The organism is Aulosira sp. FACHB-615, from assembly GCF_014698045.1.
Classification (GTDB): domain Bacteria; phylum Cyanobacteriota; class Cyanobacteriia; order Cyanobacteriales; family Nostocaceae; genus Nostoc_B.
On the sequence record NZ_JACJSE010000003.1, the window covers coordinates 352,821 to 373,532 of the forward strand.

Genomic DNA, 20,712 nt, shown 5'->3' on the forward strand with positions numbered 1-20,712 from the left:
TCCAACCAGAATCAAGAAAATAACGTATGTCAACAGAGTTACCTTATCTCCGAGCTACCGATATTGGGGAGTACATCCGCTACCACTCGTGCGATCGCAGATTCAAGCTCAAACACAATAACTACGAACTGGCCAAGGAATTACCTTTTTCGGAGTTAATCTTCAGTACTTCCCTAGATCCAGTCCTGCAATTGTCAGGTCGGCTGAGAGAAAATGGCTGGGAAAAATCATTGCAAGATGTGGGTTGTACAGACCTGACTTTGACGAGTCAGAAAACAGGGCAGAATAGGAACACATCCTGGGAGACGTTGATTGAAGTATTACAAAATCTCTCCCCTGGTGAAATAGCTTATGGGCGGGAGATTTCTGTTAAAGGAGAGTTGGGCGTTTTTTCAGTTGGGGGACAAATAGACTTTGTAGTTATCTTGTGGGATAACAACGAACCCAAGCTGCGATTAGTAGAATCCAAAGCTAGTCGCAAAGACCGCACCTATTATCAGGCGCAAGTGTCCGTCTATGTAATGCTAGTGCGTCAATTGCTCTATTTAAACCCAATTATGATTGCTGGGAAACTAGTAAAGCCTGAAAATGTAGAGGCTGTGGTGGTTCGGATTGATGAAGATACGAATAAGAGCCAGGACATACTATCGCTAGAACCTTTAGATTTAGAAACAATTGAAGCTGACATCACCCGTCTTTTGGCAGCAGATGGCGCACTCCAGCGAATTATCAATGCTGACTTGGCAGAACTAGATTATCAACTGGATGCCAAATGTAGCGATTGTGTTCTGAGTGTATATTGCCTTGCAGAGAGTGCGCGTGAGCGACGCTTGGAACTGTTAGGAATCGACACCTCAACTGTAAGAGCATTACGTACAGTTGGAGTCAATAAAATGGATGACTTAGTTCAGCTTGACTTAAACGGTGAACAAGTAGCTCAACTCCGGCAAGATATTGGCTTTACTGAAAATTTAGAATTGCTTCAACTCCAAGCCCAAGCACGTTGTATTACGCTTCCTGGTGGCAAAAGCAACCCAAATTCCTATGAAGTACGAGGATTGCCCAGATACGCGGGACAGAGTCTTCTTCCAGAACACACAATTAACGGCGTACCGTTAATCAGAGTTTACTGCTCCGTTGAGTATGACTACGCAGAAAACCGCATCGTGGGACTGATTGCTCATGTAACCAAAAGTGACAGAAGAATAGACACTAGCTTTATAGAAGTAGAGGGTCGGCGGAAACCAAACCCTGAGATTAAAGAAATTTTAGAAATAGAACGTGATGAAAATAACCGTCCTATCTACGAGGAACGCCAAGTACAAGGTCAAGATGTGATCAAGCTTCAGGAAACTGCTTGGAGTGGAGATTATGAACAAGATACCCAAGCAGAAAAGCAACTAATTCAAGAATTTTTCCAACAACTGGTAGCTGCGATCGCAAGGGTAGCCGATACAGATGAAGCCCCAATTCACTTCTATTTTTGGTCAAGGCAAGAAATTACCCAACTCATAGAAGGTTGTTCTCGTGCAGATTCTCAACTACTAGGTCATCTCCAAGAATTACTAGGATGTCGTGAGAAATTAGAACAACTAATTTACTCTTGTCTGGATGATGAGGTTAATCGGCGTTACGCTTTGGGATGGACGGGTAGAGATTTATCGGTTGTTACGTCTCTCAGATGGTATGACCGAAGTTATCACTGGCGACGAAGACTACCATCTGGTGAAGAAGTTGTTCTGGATCAAGTTTTTTCCTTGGACGTTTTCGACTTTAAATCTGATTTAGATATTCTGGCAAATGGGGAATGGGCTGATAAATCATCTAGCATTTCCAGCAAGCATAAATTTGAAGTACGGCTTCGTTACTTTAATTCACTCAGTGCAGCTTACTGGCGTGCCTACTGGGGAACTCTCCCAGACCCAAACGATCCAATTCTTGGTAGTGATGCGAAAGTAAAAAATGCGATTCGTCACTACCAAAACGCAAAAACTCCAGGTTATTTAGAAGGTTATCTTCTCGCCCGTACTCACGCCTTACGCTGGGTAGAGGAAGGGATAACTTTTAAAAATAATGAAATTGAGAAACCAAACTTGGCGATCGCAGCCTTACCTAACTTCACCTTGGGAGTGAATAACACAGCTAGGGCAGGAATTGATTTTCTCCGCTTGGATCAGCACGTTAAGGTCATGGATTGGATCGCCAATCACCTTATTCCTCCTATTTATCGCGTACCTTTAGGTCGGACTATACCCCTTAGTAACCTTGTTTCTCTAGGTAACAATCGATTAGAAGCAACTATTGACCTTGATAGCTACGGCATTACCCTAGAGACTTTACAGGCGAACTGTACCATCGACCAAGGTTCTTTTGTCAGAGTCACTCCTGGTTTTAACGATCCCCATAGAGGTCAAACCATTCGTCAACTTTTGTTTGGTGGCAGTACCTGTGTAGTTGAATCAATTAATTGGCAAACAGGACACGTTGAACTTGCTGTCAGACAAACTAGACAAAATCGTTATCAGCTGGGTGGTCGGTATTATAATAATGCAGAAAATATTTTTGACTACGCCACTCTTGATGAAAGTGCTACAGATTTTGTGGCAGGTAGAGTAGATTCAAGATTAGTTGCCCAAAGTAATCATCATGTTTGTGAGTGGTTTAATCCTGTTAACCCCCAGATTCCTTTACAAAATAGTTTGACCAGTAACGAATTAGAGCAGTATTGTAAATTTCTGGAGTCTTTAGCCTTAGAGGGTAATAATAAACTAGACCGTAAGCAGATTGAAGCATCTGTTCAGGGGATAGGTACTCTGATTCAACTATTACAGGGGCCACCAGGAACAGGCAAAACCGAGACAACAGCGATCGCCATTTTTATCAGAATTTTGGCAAGGCTGAAGCCTGGAGACATTATATTGCTATCTGCTCATACGCACACTGCTGTTAATAATTTACTGCTGCGTTTAAATAAGCTTTTACCTTTATTGATACAACACGCAACTAATTTTGGCTTAAAAGTACCCTCCATTTCCCTGAATCGTGTTGATGTTCGAGAAACTGAGACTCACTTGTTCACTGGTCAGAACATTGAACTTTTCGAGTCTAAGGGCTGTAGAGCTAGAGTCAACCAGATGCGCTCAAACAGCGTCTTGGTTATAGGTGGTGTAACTAATGGAATTCTGAAGATGGCTGAAGCGATAGGCAACAACTTCCAAGTTTCCAGTCTTATTGTTGACGAAGCCAGCATGATGGTATTTCCTCACTTCTTGTCTCTAGCAACCTTAGTGAGTGTTGATGGAGAAATTATGCTGGCAGGCGATCATCGACAGCTGGCTCCCATCATTACCCACGATTGGGAAAGTGAAGACCGTCCGCCCGTTCTTTTGTACCAACCCTATGTCAGCGCGTACCAAGCTGTGCAGAACCTCAAAGAAAATCCTCATACGAATATTTCAGACCAAGCCATTTTGCGATCGGCACTCGACTTTACCTTCCGATTACCGCCGATAATTCGTCATCTCATTGCCCGCCTCTATCGCAGAGATAATATAGAACTCCAAGGATTACCACCCGCATCCATCACAGAGCAAGCCAATGACATTATCGAAGGAACTTGGGAGAAAATTCTACAAAGTTCCAGTGGGTTGTTTCTGATTGTTCACTCTGAACGTCAATCACGGCGTAGCAATCCGGTAGAAGTAAAAATTATTGAGCAGATTCTAGCTGCGGGTGGTCAACTTGGTAGAGGTTCTGTTGCCATTGTGACCCCCCACTGCGCCCAGAGAACTTTACTTAAAACTAACTTGAAGAACTACTATGGCGACATTATTGATGTCGTTGATACTGTGGAAAAACTGCAAGGAGGAGAACGTCCTGTAATTTTTGTTTCTGCAACAGCTAGTGACCCATCAGCAATTAGTAAAAATGTGGAATTCATTTTAGATTTAAATCGCTCTAATGTGGCATTTTCAAGAGTCAAAGAACGATTAATTGTAGTTTGCTCGGAGTCTCTTCTCAATCACATTCCCACAGAACTTGAGAACTACGAAGACACCATGCTGTGGAAAGCTTTGCGTTCCATTTGCTCACAGCTTATCGCCATAGAAAATATAGATGGCCATACTGTGAAAATTTTTGCTCCTTCACCAGAAATCTTGGAAGCGGCTTTGAGCAATAGAGATGGAACCTAAACCACTCAAGTAAAGTACCATAAGTCCATCTCACTAATCTTCTCCAAGATTTTTGTTACTACTGATAATATTGTGTAACTACATAGGCAGTAACAGCAAATCTCCCTAGTCAAGCCAAACCCGTCAGGTATCTGACGGGTCTTGTGAAACTCTGGGTGCAGAATTAATAATTTCGTCTATCCATCGCCTGAGAGAATCATTTTCATCTCTCAGGCTGCGGTTTTTCCCAAAAGTTCGTTTTGAATTAGTGCAACTTGTTGCTTGAGGTTTTCCAACTCCATGTGCATTGTAGTTAAATCAGGTGCTTCCTGGCGTTCTTCTGCAAGATAAGACCGAATCCATCCCATAATTAATTCCGAAGCTGTTTTCCCTTCAGACTGAACTTTATTCATAAAAGCTTCCTTTGTTTCATCGTCCATTCTGACAATGATTTGATTGTTCAGCTTTGTTGTCTGACGCTTTGCCATGTTATTTGTCGCTGCAAACCCTAAATCTGTAATAACTCTATTTACCTCAATTTTGCAGGGTTTTGAAAATTTTGTAGTAACATTCTTGATTCTGTAATGACAAGTAGTTACAATGCAGTAACAAAATGTAGGCGATCGCTCTTCGCCAAGAGTCCGCGATCGCCCTTTGTAAAACCCCATTGATGAGGTTATTCACATGATTATACAAGAAGCATTTGACGACAAAACTTTGATGCAATCAGAGTTTGAGGAATACGTTGACCAGCTAATTGACCCAGCACCACCAGAAATAGAGATTGATTCCGTGACCGATGATTTTGGAGAACTTTATCGAGTTTGGAACGGTTCACAATTGCTAGGTACTTTTTATCAAAATCTTGAGGGTAAATGGATAGCGCAGCCTTGTAATAGAGATGAAAGACCTTGTTGTGAAACATCTTTTCAAGCACAGTTGCTCATCATCGCTGTTAATGGCTTGCTGGTTGCAGATGTAGCATAGACCCTTAAAAAATTTTCCCATCGCCTGGAGACGTGGTTCATACCCGTCTCTTTTTTATTGATGAGTGACAGTGCGATCGCCTATTAAAACTCTCACGTTATGAAAGCTGTTTTTGACGCTTCGCCATTGTTGCAAAAGGTAGGAAACAGTGAGGACATTCCCCTTGCGCCCACTCTGCGAGAATCGAGAAAGGAGTTTCACAGTTAGTACACTTCGTTAACAAGCGTAAATTGTGGCGATCGCACTTCATTTTGTCCTTATACTGCCACTCAATGCGGTGACAAGGTACTTCTGCATAGCAAGCAGCACATAGTTTAATTGGTCGGGGCTTCATCGTCACCCCCTTGGGTGGTAACATCTCGGTTAATCTATCCGCATTGACTCTTACCACCAATGCCAAAGCTTCCAACTCTTGTCTAGTAGGAAACGGATTAAAGTACAACTTTTCCCAACGTGAAACAACTGCACCAAGTCCAGTTAATTTACCTAACTGGTTAGAGGTTAAATAATTTTCTCGGCGAAAGCGACCTAAGAAATGGCTTAAGCTTTCACCATCCAGAGGTTCTACTTCAAAAACACGAGGTTCTTCCGTACCGATTTCCATTATTCAAACCAATCCAAAACTTCAGTCAAAGTATCTTTATCAATGTTCTTCAATCCTTTTCTCAACGCTAAGATTGAAGCTCTTCTCAATACCCGATCTACCAAACCAATTTTGCCACCTGTTTTTTGATAGAGAGGTAACAAAGTTTCACTTCTTGTGAGATTAGATGGAAGGGGCAAGCACAATACTTCTTCTTCCCAAATTTTTACTAACTCAGGAAATTTTTTTTCTGATACCAACGGTAATCTGTAACATTCGATAAATCGATCATGAATGTAAGGTTCTTTTTTAATGAGATTGTCTAAACCATCTGTGCCTACAAGAACAATTGAAATTCTTAAAAGGTCATAAATTCGAGCAATTTCACTAAAAGTATTTAATTTCAGGAAATTTGCTTCATCAATAATCAGCATTTCAACCTTAGATTCCTTGAGTAGCCTTTGTACTCTCCTTCTGAGGTCAGTAAGTTTTCCTGAAGTTGCATCATATTTCAAACTTTCCAGGATCAGAACCAATAACTCACCCGATGAGCAATCTCCTGAAACTTGCATATACAAAACAGGTACAATATCTCTTTTACCTCCTCTTTTTTGCGGCCTATTTAATAGTCTATAAACATCACAAGTCACAGATTTACCTGCTCGTGGAGGTGCAACAATTCGACCACATTGTTTAGAAAGACGCAAACCATCTAACCAATCATGAATTTTTTGTATATGCTCTAATTCCACAAAACTAGGACTAAGAATACGTTCAATTTCTGGCTGTAATTCTTCTGGAATGGGTTCATCTCCCCATAACTTCTGTACCCATCTCTGCCAATAATCATCTTTCATGATTCTGATTGTTGTCGAAAATTAATAACGTTTTAACGTCTGAATATGTTTACTAAAAGCCTGTAACTTCAATGAAATCTACTCATCATAATCTTGACGAAGTTGCTCATAGTTAAAAACTCTAGGTTTTCGAGTTACAGGTTTTGGTGTTTCTTGTAAATTTTCTAGCGGTTCTGTCTCGCTCAGATTGATGGGTTCATACACAGCATGAACTTGAGCTTGTTCTTCTTTCTTGCGTTCCTTTTGGCTTTTTTTCTTTTGTTTGATGAAACTATCACGGTCGTGTATCTCTGCCAAAATGGATTTATTACTGAGTGTTTTACCAACAGAGCGAACTTTTCGACTAGCCGCTTTAGACTCTTCTAAAGATAATTGCTCTGTTTCCCAATCCAGCGCATGAGCAGCAGACAGAAAAACTTCCTTGCCTTTATCTATTCGGTAAACCCAAACAGTTGTAATATCTCTAGGGTCATACCTGAGTACAATATTTTCCCCTGCATAAGCTGCCAGGTAGTCACCACGATACATAATATTTTCAAAACTGAGATATCCGCCTTTGTAAATGCTGCGTCGAGTCTTTTTCATCAAACAGATATCTAATTCCCGCTCCTTAACCATTTTTGGTAGAGCCGGAAGTCCTGCTTCCCATCGTTGAAACCTTGTTTGGTCTTTTGTCCGCGCATCAAGACGCTGATTGTAGTTGTCAACAATGTAGCGAACTAACAGTAGGTGTAATTCCCTTAAAGTTAAGCAAGCTTCTTCCTCTGCTGTCTTAGAACGTTCCTGAATATTGGAACCTAAATAACCATAGAAACCAGAGAGAAATTCTGTATTAATCGTACCGAAGCTACGTTCTTCAATACCACCCTCACTAGGGCGATCGCGTAAATGGCACTCAAAGCCTAATTGAAAACCAATCTGTTTTAAGTGTTCAGAGCGAAAGTCTTTACCACCATCAGTGAAAAGATTTTCGGGTACGCCATAAGTTCCCCATTCGCTAAGAAGTTTATATTCTGCACTATATTGTTTTGGCAAAATAGCATGACGTAAAGCTAGAGCGACAACTTGAGAGCTAGGTGCATCAAAGCCCACATTAATACCCATAATGCAGCGAGAATAACTGTCTGTAATTTTTGTGAACCAAGGTCTAGCCAATGGTTCACTATACTGATCAACCAACATGACATCTAACTTTGTATGGTCGCACTGCCAAACATGGTTGCTGTAACGCACATCTAATGTTTGCCCATCACGAGTTTTATGAGAGACTCGTGACCCTCGCCATCCAATATTCCTCTGTTTCTGTTTCCGCTCTTGACGCTCAATGATAGGGTTGAGAACCCTATAAACTGTCATGTGGCTAGGAAATTTCTGTAAGCCTAACTGTTCTGCTCTGACTTGGACTCTCATCGCCACCTGAGCAGGAGTCATTTTTTTGCTCCCCTTATTCCCTTCTTTAAAGGTGGAAACAATAAATTTTTGCCACTCAGGATCGATCCGATAACTACCTTTGTCATTTCTCTGAGTCTCAACAATTGCCGATAAACCGTCCTGTTGATATTTTTTGACTAGACGCTGGACTGTTCGTACAGTCTTGTCCAGTTTCTCTGCTGCTGCTCTTAACTTCTCACCATAGGTTTTGCGATCGCATGGCTCAAGTAGACCTTGGATCACATCCATTTTGAGTTTTGCCTCAGCCGATAATTCTGTGAAAATTACGTTTGTTTCTTCTAGTTCATCATCCTGAATTTCATCTACATCATCGTTGTTTTCAACAGGCAGAGATTTGTCGTCTTGCTTGACGATGGGCATTTCATCCATAGGAAAACTTGATTTATACTCAAAACAGTAATCACAGTCTCGCTATTGTGCGAGAACATCCAAACTTCCTAAAGCAGTTGACCCCTCAATGGAAGCGGCAACTTTTCGGTATAAGGATGTTTTATTTAGTACGGTTGTACTAAATAAAATTATAATACCACTATTCGAGCGAAAAAGCGACAGCTAATTTGTTATGAAGCTAGAAAATTTTGGAAAACGTAAAATTGTAAAAGATGACTTTTATTTTGTTATTATTTAAATCGACGACAAGTAAAGTGTTAAATAAACTACTGACTGTTTACATACTAAAAAACGCTGCAAACACTTATGTAGCAACGTTTTTGATGGTTTTATATTTGACGACATTATTTTGTTAAGACGACAAATAATTAGTTATTCGACAAAAGTTTTAAGCTGAAATCATTACTGTAAGTAGATAGAAAAACTTGTTTCTTTTTCAGGGAACTTTTTGTGAGTTATTTAGTCTACAAGGCTGAATTATCTTGTTGTTATACCAATTGAAATCAAGATACTTTCAATTCAACTTGCAATATCATTCCAAAGATATATTGACTTAAGACAAATCAATTTGCAACATTTTTATTAATAGATAAAAATTGCAAGTACATTAGGAACTCAGGAGCCAAAATTTAGGTAAGCTGATGCCACTTATTATCAATCAATAGATAAATCATCCTGACTTACTTTTACGTTTTGATCCTACGATAAGCTCAAGATATTGCTTGTGACTCCTGATTGCTTAATCCTTGCTGAGTATATGTTTGACTATTTTCCGAGTTGTAGTTATTGTTCCAAGATTACTCAAACAAGATATTAATTATTTGTGCAGCAAATAACTGTATCATTAATTCCAATTACCTAATTAATAATTGATGGATTGATTACTTTAATTACTACCTCAATTTTGTAGTGATCAATGATGAGAGTAATTAATTGTTGACAGTCAGATTAATTGATTATTTATATTACTTCACAATTGCTTTATAAAGTTAGCGAGTTTTAAAACAAAGGATGAAGATATCAAGCTTACGTAACAGTAATTTCCACAAGGGTGATATAAATTGTTTTTAGTGTGAACAGTTGAAAATCAGTGATTATACTATAAAGATGCCAACAAAACTAAGTTCATCAGAAAACTTAAGTGTAGTAGCCTCTAGAGAGCAAATCTGTTCAGACTTGCAAGGAGAGGTGGTAATTCTTGATATTAAATCTGGTGCGTACTATGGTTTGAATCAAGTAGGAGCAAGTATATGGAACTTCATCCAATCACCAAAAACTGTCCAAGAAATTGAAGATGCCATCCTAGCGGAATACGAAGTAGATGCGGATGTCTGCAAACGTGATATATCCGCTTTGCTAGAAGATTTAGCAGATCAAGGATTGATAGAAATAAACAATGAAGCGGCTGCTTAAATTATGGCAACTCAGCAATAGCGATCGCCAATTTTTATTGAGGACGTTCGTTTTGCTGGGGTTAGTTCGGCTAGGAATGTGGTTACTGTCGTTTAATAAGTTAAGAAAACTGATCAACAAAATCAGTAAACCAACTTTCCAGCTAGAACCAATTTCTCTGCACAAAATTGTTTGGGCAATAAATGTTAGCACGCGCTACACACCAGGTGGAGCCAAGTGCCTAGCGCGGGCTTTAACTTGCCAAGTATTAATGACTCGTTATGGTTACACACCAGAATTGCGAATCGGAGTTGTTAAAAGTGAAACTGGCAAATTAGAAGCCCATGCTTGGATTGAAACTCAAGGGTATGTTGTCATTGGCTACCTTCCTGATCTCTCGCGCTTTACTCCATTACCGTCTTTGGCAAGGATATAAATCATGAGCGGTATAGTTGGCATTTACAATCTAGATAGTCAGGCAATTGAACAGAAAAAGCTGGTCTTGATGGTAGATGCGATCGCTCATCGGGGGCCGGATGGTGCAGATATCTGGTGTGCTGGTGCAGTTGGCTTGGGTCATCGGATGCTGTGGACAACACCAGAATCACTGTTAGAAAAACTACCTTTTGTTGATCACACCGCTAATTTAGTCATTACAGCCGATTTACGCATAGATAACCGTGATGAACTAATCTCTGCCTTATCGATTAATCACTGTCCACCAGAAAAAATCACAGATAGCCAGTTAGTACTAGCAGCTTACGAAAAATGGGGTGAACAATGCCCAACCAAATTGCTTGGTGACTTTGCATTTGTGATCTGGGATCAAAATCAACAGAAATTATTCTGTGCGAGAGATCATTTTGGCATCAAACCCTTATATTACTGCTATCAACCAGGTAAGAAATTTTACTTTGCTTCGGAAATGAAGGCGCTGTTGTGTTTACCGGAAGTGCCGAAAAAGGTGAATGAAATTGCGATCGCCAATCACCTACACCCATTCACAGAAGATAAATCAATTACATCCTACAAACATATACATCGATTACCTCCGGCGCACACAATGACAGTGAGTTCCACAGGTAAATTAAGAACTCGCGCTTACTGGGCTTTAGAAATTGGTGAAGAGTTAAAACTCAACTCCGATGCTGAATATGCCGCCGCTTTCCGAGAGATATTTATCGAGGCAGTGCGTTGTCGTTTACGCAGTGCATTTCCTGTTGGCTGTCATTTGAGTGGTGGTTTAGATTCTTCCTCAATTGCTTGTGTAGCTAGGGATATCTTACAAACTAAAGGTATCAAGCTGCACACTTTCTCCAACATCTTTGAAGAAGTTCCAGAATGCGATGAACGCCAATACATTAACCCTGTATTAAACCAAGGCGGATTTGTCCCCCATTACGTCCACGCTGATCAATCAGGCCCCTTATCAGAATGGCAGAAATACTATCAATATATAGAAGAACCCTTTATTGGGCCTAGCCATTTTCTGGTGTGGGAATTAAATCGTGCCTCCCAACAAGCAGGGATTCGGATTTCTTTAGATGGTTTTGATGGTGATACAACCGTATCTCATGGCGTGACATACTTTGCCGAATTAGCACGTCAAGGAAAATGGCAGAAATTTATCCAAGAAGCTCAAGCCGTATCACAACACTTTAATACTTCATTAGCCGCCCTTTTTTATCAATATGCCATTACCTACTTACAAGAATTAGTCAAACAGAGAAAATATTTCACCTTTTTGCAAACTGTTTGGCAAATTGGACAGCATTTTCGAGTGTCGCGGCGGAGATTGCTTGTTAGATATGGCATTAAATCCTTAGTTCCTGAGTATATCTTGAAAATTTGGCGATCGCTCCGGGGTAAAAAGCAAAATCAACCCCAAGTCACTTCTTTAATCAACCCACAATTTGCCAAACAAGTCGGGATAAATCCGCAAACACCATCTCAGGAACAAGCCGTCACAGTGAGAGAAGAACAGTGGCGTACCCTAAATTCTGCCCTATTTACCACAGTACTAGAACTGGGAGATTTATGTGCGGCAGCATTTTCTCTAGAGTCGCGTCATCCCTTTATGGATAAACGCTTGATTGAATTTTGCCTGTCTTTACCACCAGATCAAAAACTTTATCAAGGATGGTCTCGCTTTATTATGCGGAGAGCCTTAGATGGTATTCTTCCCCAAGAAGTGCAGTGGCGTGGTGGCAAAACAGATATGACACCAAACTTCCAGCGCGGTTTATTACATCTTGATCGCGCACTGCTAGATGAAGTGATTACTAATGATGTCAGTAATATTCAAGAATTTGTGGATACCAACTTGCTCTACAGATTCTACAACAACCTGATATCGACAAAGGAGGAGATAAACGATGATTCATTAATGCCAGTTTGGAACGTGCTAACACTTTCTCTGTGGCTAAATCATACTCAAAAAACCATAAGTCGGACTAGGGGCAGTGCAGTCTCAGCCTGCTCCTACCTAGACTGATTTGGTTAAATTTCAAAGCCAATATCTAGTCCAGTCAAAAACCAACAAAACAACAGGAGACTTAACAATGAAAAAAACTTACGAAGCGCCTCAACTGACAAACTACGGTAGCGTACAGAATATTACCAATGCTTTTGGGAGAAGAGGCGCACAAGATAATTTCATCATAGGAAATGAAACTTTTCCTGCTGTCGGCTTCGAGGGTTCTAGAGATGGTGTAGTTACTCCCGCACCCAGACCATAGCTTTAGCAAGGTTATAGGTGTAATAGCATCACGGATACTATTATCCCTAAATCAAATCTAGAGCTAAGAAAGAAGGTAATCCTAAAAAAGTAAGTTAGTTTTAGGATTACTGCAAAATCTAAATGAGATGTTTGGAAACATCAGGAACGCTATTTCCTGATGGCTTCCTTTATTACAGATTGTCAGAGCTTTGTCAATTCAAAAGTGATACTAAAACTGAGTTTTGCGTAAATAAAAATTCACTCGTTATCCAGCAATATTTTAGATGTACGTTTACACAGCATACAACTTAGGCATTCACTCGGAATTACCCTTACCTGAACTCATCCCCAGTGACAAACCAGCAGATGTAGTCATCCGTTTTGGTAAGTTAAATGATCAACAACAAAACTTTAGTGATGGTGGTAACTACCTGTTAGCGAGAATTGCCCAATTCGGGATGGTGTTGCTGAAAGATGGAAAAGAAATTGTCCTTGATCCCGATCCTGGTGTTGATGAAGCATTAACACGGACTTTTCTGTTGGGTGCGATTATTTGCGTCTTGCTCCGACAGAGAGGCTTGCTTGTACTTCATGCTAGTAGTGTAGTCATCAATGGTAGTGCAGTTGCCTTTATGGCTGACTCTGGTTTTGGCAAGTCAACTCTGGCGGAATGTTTTCACGCTCACGGCTACAGCATTTTGACAGATGATGTTTTGGCCATTCAAGTTGGTGAACAACAGCCACTAGTCATTCCGGGTTTTCCTCAAATTAAGCTGTGGCCTGATGCGGCGACTTCTTTTGGTCATGTTCCAGATAGTTTACCTTTACTAAATTCCCAAACCATCAAGCGGGTTCATCGACTGCAAGATGGTTTCTTTCAGAAATCTGTACCCCTGAAGAAGATTTATGTGTTAGCTGGCGGAACCCACCCAGAAATCGTTCCTTTAGAACCAAAACAAAGCTTTGGTGAATTAGTGCGACATTCTAGGGAAATGCAAGCCTTGACTGCACCAGAATTTCTCAAAGCACATTTCCAGCAATGTCTGAGTGTAGTTCAACAGGTGCCGATTTGTAGTTTACAACGGCAACGTTCTTTAGCGGCACTACCGGAGTTGGTGAAGCTAGTGGAAAATGATTTGGCTGAAAGAAACTTGTCTCCAGTTACAATCAAAGTTTAAGAAATTAAATTTAGTGCGATCGCCATTTTAAATATGCAACTAGGCAAAAAAATTCGAGATAGACTGCAAAATACTCTGCGACTTTTGCCGGCATTGCGTCTAGTATGGCAAAGTAGCCCCCGTTGGACGATCGCCCGTGTCGTTTTACTAATAATTCAAGGTATCTTACCTGTAGTCTCAATTTATCTTTCAAAACTGATTATTGATACGGTCGCTGCTAACTTGAGCCTAGCGGATAAGACATTAGCATTTCGGAATGTCTTAGTATTAATTGCGCTGGCGGGTGGAATTACTTTATTAACAACCTTGGCTAACTCCTTAACAGAACTAGTCACCACTGCCCATTCTCAACGGGTAACTGACTATATGCAAGGAATTATTAATGCTAAATCGATTGCGGCTGATTTAGAGTATTACGAAAATGCTTTATATTACGATACCTTACAAAGAGCGCAACAAGAAGCACCTTATCGACCACCGCAAATTCTCAATCGTCTAGCACAAATTGGTCAAAATAGTATTTCCTTAGTAGCAATGATTGGTTTGTTACTAACACTGCATTGGGGAATTTTGGGGGTTTTATTTGTAGCTGCTTTGCCTGCTATGTTAGTGCGGATTAAATATAGCCGTATTATGTATGATTGGCAGCGCAAATGGACACCAATGCAACGCCAAGGTTTTTATTTAGCTTGGATGTTGACATCAGACCAATTTGCGAAAGAAATCCGCTTATTTGATTTAGGTCACTATTTTAGTGATTGGTATCTTCGTATTCGTAGACAAATCTATAAAGAAAGCCTGAAAATTTTCACCAGGCGCTTTATCGCTAACTTTTTCGCCGAAGCGATCGCCGGGGTTCTCATATTTGCAATTTATGCTTTAATTATCTATCAAGCAATCAATGGTGTGCTGCGTTTGGGTGATTTAGTGCTTTATTACCAAGCACTCCAACGAGGGCAGAACGATATTAAAAGTTTATTAGCTAACGTTTCAGCACTCTACGAAGATAATTTATTTTTAGGTAATCTCTACGAATTTCTTGACCTCCAACCAAGATTAGCTGACCCAGTAAATCCCAAACCAATACCGCGACCAATGCAGACTGGGATTGTGTTTCATGATGTGAGTTTTCAATATTCTACTACCACTCGTCAGGCACTCCATAATATTAATTTGAGTATTAAACCAGGAGAAATAGTCGCACTGGTAGGTGAGAATGGTTCGGGAAAAACGACTTTAATTAAATTGCTGTGTCGTTTGTACGATCCATCCTCTGGCTGCATCACAATTGATGGTGTTGATATTAAAGATTATCAAATCTCTGAATTACGCCGTGACATCAGCGTGATTTTTCAAGACTATGCTAAATACAACTTTACCGCACAAGAAAATATTTGGTTAGCTAATATTGACTTGCCAGCTAATAGAGAGAGTATTATAGCGGCGGCGCGTCGTTCTGGTGCGGATAATGTCATTAGCAAATTACCCAAAGGTTATGACACAATTTTGGGTAAACTATTTGACCAAGGAGAAGAATTAAGTGTTGGTCAATGGCAAAAAATCGCTTTAGCGCGGGCATTTTTACGAGATTCCCAGTTGATCGTTTTAGATGAACCTACCAGTGCAATGGACGCGAAAGCGGAATATGAAGTGTTTGAAAAATTCCGTCAACTTATCCAAAATCAGGCGGCGATTTTAATTAGTCATCGCTTGTCTACTGTCAAAATGGCCGATCGCATTTATGTGATGGAAAACGGCACAATTATTGAAAGTGGGACTCATAACGAACTGATACAAATGGGTAATCGCTACGCCTACTTATATGAAACTCAAGCCAAGCAATATCGTTAACATCAGCAAAATAGGCTACTGTTCAGCGAGGAATTTATAAATATCACGCTTTACCTGAACAAGCAATTCCTTGACTCGGTTTGCTTGTTCTAAATTGCCACTGCGACCAATTTGTGCGACGACATCATGTAACTCTATTAAAGTTTGGCGCAACTCAATCAATTCCGAAGGCTTGTTTTCTGCAAAACTGTCATAAGGATTTTTTGAAGGAGATTGCTGTTGGCGATCGCTCAGTAACTGTCTACCATTATCTGTAATTGTGTAGATGCGCTTACCTTCGACTTGTTCACTAGTCAAATAACCGCCTTCTTCCAACATTTGTAGCGTTGGATAAACTGAGCCTGGACTTAGTTTGCGAAAGCCTCCACGACGATTTTCTAGCTCTTTAATCAGTTCATAACCATGCTGGGGACGCTCTGATAAAAGCGCCAGCAGCATAAATTTGATATCACCGCGCCGGGTGCGTGGCTCATCTCCCCAGTCACCACCAAATGAACCCCGGTGTCCATGTCCATGTCGTCCACTCATAGCAAATTGATGGGCAAATTTATGCTGGTGATGCTCCGATAAAAGTCCCAGCAGTTTCAATTTGATGTCACCGCGCCGGGTGCGTGGCTCATCACCCAATAAATCTCTGTGTCCACGTCGTCCACCGCCCGAAAATTGCTGGGAAAATCCTTCTCCAGCGTGGGCTGGTACAGGAAAACGTGAATGAAATGGTCTAAACATTATGTAACTCCTTGTGTTTGTTTGACGTATCACGATATATCGTTATCGTTAAATAAAATATATTCCGATATATCGGATTTGTCAACAAATAATTTTCAACACAGCAGTTAAAGCATAGATATAGGACTTACGCGCAAGGTTGTTTGTTGAGATTGGGTGTGAGGGTATGGGGGTGTAAGGGTTTGGAACACTTACACCTTTACTCTTTACTCAGCACTCACAAAAAGACTAGTACAGGTCGGCTTAAATACAATACGGTTCTGCTCTACCTATTAAACAATGAGAAAGATTTGGGGGATTCTCCACGCCACATGCTTCAAGTCGGCAAAGCCGCCCAACGCAGTGGCTCCCCAAGCCCCCGATTGGGGGACGCAACCGTCCCCCAAACCCCCTCCAAAATCATTTGGCTGTTTTTTTTGAGTTATCATTTACTGGTTTTGTTGTAATTTATTTTTCTTACCTGAACCGTATTGGGCTTAAATAAACAGACCACACTTCGACCACGCGGTAGTTGAATCTCGACACTTCTCTTCTCCTACCGGAGACGCTACGCGAACGACAAGCTCAGTGCATCGCTTCGCTCGATTACCGCGAAGCCGAAACTCAGTGACCATAAGGAATTGCTAAAAGGCTTGTGGTATCAATATTCTTTCTTTTTCTTTTTGCCCTTCGGGTTCACCATTTGACGACAGTTGCCTCAAGTCGGGAGACCCTTTCAGCAGTTCCTCCTGGGGGAAACCCCCAAGACCGGACTGCTTCACCACGGCACTGTCTCCTTTATGCCGGGAAACCCGTCCACCGCAATGGCTCACCTTTTTACTTTTGCCTTGTTGTACTAATTTTCCATCAACATCAAACGCAGAGGGTCTAAACACACGTACCAAGGGAAAGGTTTGTCTTTGATATTCACCCATTTCTCTTTGAAGACCTCTGCTTGTAGGTGATAGTCTTGCAGATTATTAGGGGCGGTGTGTAGTTTTAAAAATAATGTCATCCTATGGGGTGTTTCGCTGGTTCGCACTAACCAACAGGGAAAGGTATTAACGGGAGATTCATCTGCGGAAAAGATGAGTTGATGAGCGCGAATCCCGATGTGAGAGAGTTCATCAGGAATTGGTTGAACAACTTGCAAATGACAACCCCAATCTAGAGCTTGGATTGTTTGTGTTCCTTGAACAGCAGCACGAGAAAAGTTTTTACAGCCAGTTAATTTAGCTACGCTCACACTAGCAGGATGCTCGAAAATTTCATATTTGGAACCGTGATGAACGGCTTGACCTTGTTCCAAGACTAATAAATTTGGACAAACGCGGTAAGCTTCATCCATGTTATGGGTGACAAATAAAGCTACACCTTGGTAATCGGCTAGAGTTTCGGTCATCTGTTGTTCTAGTTGACTCCGCAGATGAGTATCGAGGGCAGAAAATGGCTCATCGAGAAGTAATGCTTCTGGTTGACTGGCTAAGGCTCTGGCTAATGCGACCCGTTGTTGTTGACCGCCGGAAAGTTGGTGGGGATAGCGATCGCCCAATCCAGGTAACTGCATCGCTACTAGTTGTGATTCGATTTGCAGTCGGACACTTGACGCAGATAATCCCTTGGGTAAGCCAAAAGCGATGTTTTCCGCCACTGTCATATTCGGGAACAGAGCATAATTTTGGACTAAAAAACCAATGCGGCGATCGCGGCTAGGTACATTAACGCCTTTTTCAGAATCAAATAACACCCTACCATTCAAAATTATCCGCCCTCTAGTTGGGGTTTCAATTCCTGCAATGCAACGCAGAATCATACTTTTACCTGCGCCGGAACCACCCAACAAGCCTAGTGGTTGTTCGTTGGTACTAAAGGAAACTTGCAAATGAAAACTGGGTAATTTTTTTTCAATGTCTACAAACAGACCGATTTCGGAAGTTGGCGCAGACACAACATAAGATTGAGCAACTCGTCTTTCTGATTTTCTTGTTCCTGTTTCCTTGTGTCTTCCCTTTTCTTTGACTTCTTGCCAAAAATTTACCGCAATAATCCCCGACAGGGAAATTACCATAATTGCGATCGCCCAAAACCAAGCTTCATCCATTGCGCCTGCTTCCACAGCAAAATAAATTGCCATTGGAATCGTTTGGGTTTGTCCAGGAATATTCCCCGCCAACATTAAGGTTGCGCCAAATTCACCCAAAGCACGGGCAAAAGCCAAGGTCGTCGCGGCTAAAATTCCCGGTAAGGCTAAAGGTAAACTAATTCGCCAAAAAATTCTTGATTCACTTGCACCCAGGGTTCTCGCTACCCGCAGCAAATTACCATCAATTTGTTCAAAAGCTCCCAGGGCTGTTTTATACATTAATGGGAAGGAAACCACAGTCGCGGCGATCGCTGCACCATACCAAGTAAAAACAATCGTGAAATCAAAAGGTTCCATGAATTTCCCCACAGGCCCATTCTTGCCAAAAAATAACAGCAATAAAAAGCCGACAACTGTGGGTGGTAAAATTAGCGGCGCAACAAAAATACTCTCAATTAAAGATTTAGCCTTACCACGATAACTGAGCATCCAATAAGCCGCCGCAATGCCCACAAAAAAAGTGATAAATGTTGCCAATAATGCAGTTTTTAGCGATATCCAAAGCGGTGATAAATCCTGTGGCATAGTTTATATAATCAAATATTTTCAACTTTTCCCAAGAGATAATGACAAAAAATATAGGGATACGGTTTGATTCCTGAATCTAGTTGTGTAAGCAGGAAATAGGGAATGGGGAGTAGGGAGTAGGGAGTAGGGAGTAGGAAAGACGGCTGATTTTGGTGTACTGATTTTTTTCATAAATCAAATATGAGTCTATCGCAGACAATATTTTCTTATTTGATGTATTCCAAATATTGCATCTTGTTGATGAGCGAAGTCGAACAACGGTTAGTTATCGCCATCGAACCAAGATTGGTGAGCGAAGTCGAACCAACCTCTAAAATCAACCTCCAGCCCACACAAAACCCTGATTTTCAAATACATTTCTAGCTTCATTATTACTAGATAAAAACTGCTCAAATTCTTTAGCAGCATCAATATTTTTACTACTTTTAATCACTGCAATGGGATAAACTATAGGAGAATGACTATTTTCAGGTGCAGTAGTTACCACTTTAACTTTTGAACTAGTTTTGGCATCGGAAAGATAAACTAAACCAGCATTAACATTACCGGATTCTACATAATTTAAAGCTTGGCGTACATCTTTAGCGTAAACAACTTTACCTTTGAGTTTGTCAGCAATTTTTAACGAAGTCAAAACTTGTTGAGCATATTGTCCCGCAGGGACACTTTTTGGTTCACCCAAAGCAACTTTCTTAATTTGATTTGAAGTTAAATCTTTAAAATCTGATATATTTGTCGAGTTTTGTGGGGCAATTAATACTAGTTGATTTTTTAGTAAATCCTTCTTAGTACCATCAACTAACAAACCCTTTTTATCCAGTGCATCTATTTGTTTATTTGCGGCGGAGATAAAAACATCAACTTTTGCACCTTGTTCAATTTGCTGCTGTAAAGCACCCGATGAACCAAAGTTATAGGTTAGGTTCACGCTTGGTTTTGCCTGATTGTAAATTGGTTTGATGGCTTCAAGTGCATCTTTGAGACTAGCTGCGGCTGAAATAGTTAAAGTGGTGGTTTGGGCTGTTGGACTAGTAGTTGTGGCTGAGTTGGGTGTATTTGCTTGATTACAACCAATAACTAACAGGCAAGCGAAGAATAACCAACAACTAAAAGCTAAAATGCGTTTAAAACTCATTGCCAGTTTTTAATTCATCTAATTACCAACCTAACACGAGAAAAGTTGGTAAGTAACAGTAAATTATTTAAATACACGAAAATCTGGAATTTCTGTAACGAAGAGTTCCAAATCTTAACCTATTACTCTGAATGATTACATCTGTTCAGATTCCCGACTTCTGGGATCTAGCGGCTCAAAACTTTACTATAGCTAGGTTGCAAATAAAAAGCCCCCGGTGTTTACCAGGGGTATCTATCTCTATCAGCATCAACCTATTCCTACATAAAAGAGAATCGCACTTATCAGGGTTTATTGCATCCGCATTCATGTAATAATTGCATATTTTGAATTGAATTTTTGCATAACAATATCAGGTATGGGCTGTAAAAGTTTTTCACACCTACACCCTGACACCCTCAAACCCCTAAACCCTTGATTTTTCATCTCACTGCGTTATTCATTTTCAAGAAAAAGGCTTAACGTTTTGTTAAGCCTTAAAATGTCCTAGTGCTTAAGCAGACATCCGTGATTAATGTAGAAATATTAGCTTGACAGTTCATCTCTCTAAAGGAAGTCATTTTTACTTACAGAAAAAACTTGAGAAAAATTACACATCGCGTTAAGCTTCCTAAGCG

15 protein-coding genes are annotated in these 20,712 nt (G+C 40.6%); 8 read left to right on the plus strand and 7 right to left on the minus strand.

What is annotated here, in order from left to right:
- Positions 1-26: 26 nt before the first annotated feature.
- Entirely contained in the window at positions 27-4,193 is a 4,167-nt protein-coding gene (locus H6G77_RS06325; protein WP_199331390.1) for an AAA domain-containing protein, read from the plus strand.
- Positions 4,194-4,402: 209 nt separating this feature from the next.
- Here the strand turns inward: H6G77_RS06325 and H6G77_RS35590 are convergent, their stop codons facing one another.
- Positions 4,403-4,840 carry a hypothetical protein gene (locus H6G77_RS35590; protein ID WP_242049152.1) on the minus strand — a complete coding sequence of 146 codons (438 nt, stop codon included), beginning with the start codon at positions 4,838-4,840 and terminating at the stop codon, positions 4,403-4,405.
- 16 nt (positions 4,841-4,856) lie between these two features.
- Here H6G77_RS35590 and H6G77_RS06335 point away from each other — a divergent pair, with 16 nt between their 5' ends.
- Complete coding sequence (locus H6G77_RS06335) at positions 4,857-5,159, plus strand: hypothetical protein (RefSeq protein WP_190871117.1); 303 nt, start codon at positions 4,857-4,859, stop codon at positions 5,157-5,159.
- A gap of 97 nt (positions 5,160-5,256) precedes the next feature.
- Here the strand turns inward: H6G77_RS06335 and H6G77_RS06340 are convergent, their stop codons facing one another.
- The 3 genes from H6G77_RS06340 to H6G77_RS06350 all read right to left on the minus strand — a co-directional run bounded on the left by H6G77_RS06340 (position 5,257) and on the right by H6G77_RS06350 (position 8,420).
- Entirely contained in the window at positions 5,257-5,763 is a 507-nt protein-coding gene (locus H6G77_RS06340; RefSeq protein ID WP_190871118.1) for a TniQ family protein, read from the minus strand.
- Positions 5,763-6,599, minus strand: a complete 837-nt coding sequence (locus H6G77_RS06345) for a TniB family NTP-binding protein (RefSeq protein WP_190871119.1) — start codon at positions 6,597-6,599, stop codon at positions 5,763-5,765. Before H6G77_RS06345 ends, H6G77_RS06340 begins: the two co-directional genes overlap by 1 nt.
- Before the next feature lie 78 nt (positions 6,600-6,677).
- Positions 6,678-8,420 (minus strand): Mu transposase C-terminal domain-containing protein, encoded by a 1,743-nt coding sequence (locus H6G77_RS06350; RefSeq protein WP_190871120.1) that lies wholly within the window; start codon positions 8,418-8,420, stop codon positions 6,678-6,680.
- A 1,128-nt stretch (positions 8,421-9,548) separates the two neighbouring features.
- Between H6G77_RS06350 and H6G77_RS06355 the strand changes: the two genes are divergently transcribed.
- The 6 genes from H6G77_RS06355 to H6G77_RS06380 all read left to right on the plus strand — a co-directional run bounded on the left by H6G77_RS06355 (position 9,549) and on the right by H6G77_RS06380 (position 15,581).
- Positions 9,549-9,854, plus strand: coding sequence for a lasso peptide biosynthesis PqqD family chaperone (locus H6G77_RS06355; RefSeq protein WP_190590039.1), 306 nt, complete (start codon positions 9,549-9,551; stop codon positions 9,852-9,854).
- A complete protein-coding gene (locus H6G77_RS06360) occupies positions 9,838-10,269 on the plus strand; it encodes a lasso peptide biosynthesis B2 protein (RefSeq protein WP_190871121.1) in 432 nt (143 codons plus the stop codon). Before H6G77_RS06355 ends, H6G77_RS06360 begins: the two co-directional genes overlap by 17 nt.
- Positions 10,270-10,272: 3 nt before the next feature.
- Positions 10,273-12,327 (plus strand): lasso peptide isopeptide bond-forming cyclase, encoded by a 2,055-nt coding sequence (locus H6G77_RS06365; RefSeq protein ID WP_190871122.1) that lies wholly within the window; start codon positions 10,273-10,275, stop codon positions 12,325-12,327.
- Positions 12,328-12,394: 67 nt separating this feature from the next.
- A complete protein-coding gene (locus H6G77_RS06370) occupies positions 12,395-12,571 on the plus strand; it encodes a lasso peptide (protein ID WP_190670367.1) in 177 nt (58 codons plus the stop codon).
- Between the two features lie 265 nt (positions 12,572-12,836).
- Positions 12,837-13,730: a serine kinase gene (locus tag H6G77_RS06375; protein ID WP_190670369.1), complete on the plus strand. Its 894-nt coding sequence runs from the start codon at positions 12,837-12,839 to the stop codon at positions 13,728-13,730.
- A 33-nt stretch (positions 13,731-13,763) separates the two neighbouring features.
- On the plus strand, positions 13,764-15,581 hold the full coding sequence (locus tag H6G77_RS06380; protein ID WP_190590044.1) for an ABC transporter ATP-binding protein: 1,818 nt from the start codon (positions 13,764-13,766) through the stop codon (positions 15,579-15,581).
- 15 nt (positions 15,582-15,596) lie between these two features.
- Here H6G77_RS06380 and H6G77_RS06385 read toward each other — a convergent pair whose 3' ends face one another.
- From H6G77_RS06385 to modA, 3 genes are all read right to left on the minus strand, one after another.
- Positions 15,597-16,310: a PadR family transcriptional regulator gene (locus tag H6G77_RS06385; protein WP_242048199.1), complete on the minus strand. Its 714-nt coding sequence runs from the start codon at positions 16,308-16,310 to the stop codon at positions 15,597-15,599.
- An 835-nt stretch (positions 16,311-17,145) separates the two neighbouring features.
- Positions 17,146-18,957: a molybdate ABC transporter permease subunit gene (gene modB, locus H6G77_RS06390; protein WP_190871123.1), complete on the minus strand. Its 1,812-nt coding sequence runs from the start codon at positions 18,955-18,957 to the stop codon at positions 17,146-17,148.
- Positions 18,958-19,276: 319 nt separating this feature from the next.
- Complete coding sequence (modA, locus tag H6G77_RS06395) at positions 19,277-20,095, minus strand: molybdate ABC transporter substrate-binding protein (protein WP_190871124.1); 819 nt, start codon at positions 20,093-20,095, stop codon at positions 19,277-19,279.
- Between the last annotated feature and the right edge of the window lie 617 nt (positions 20,096-20,712).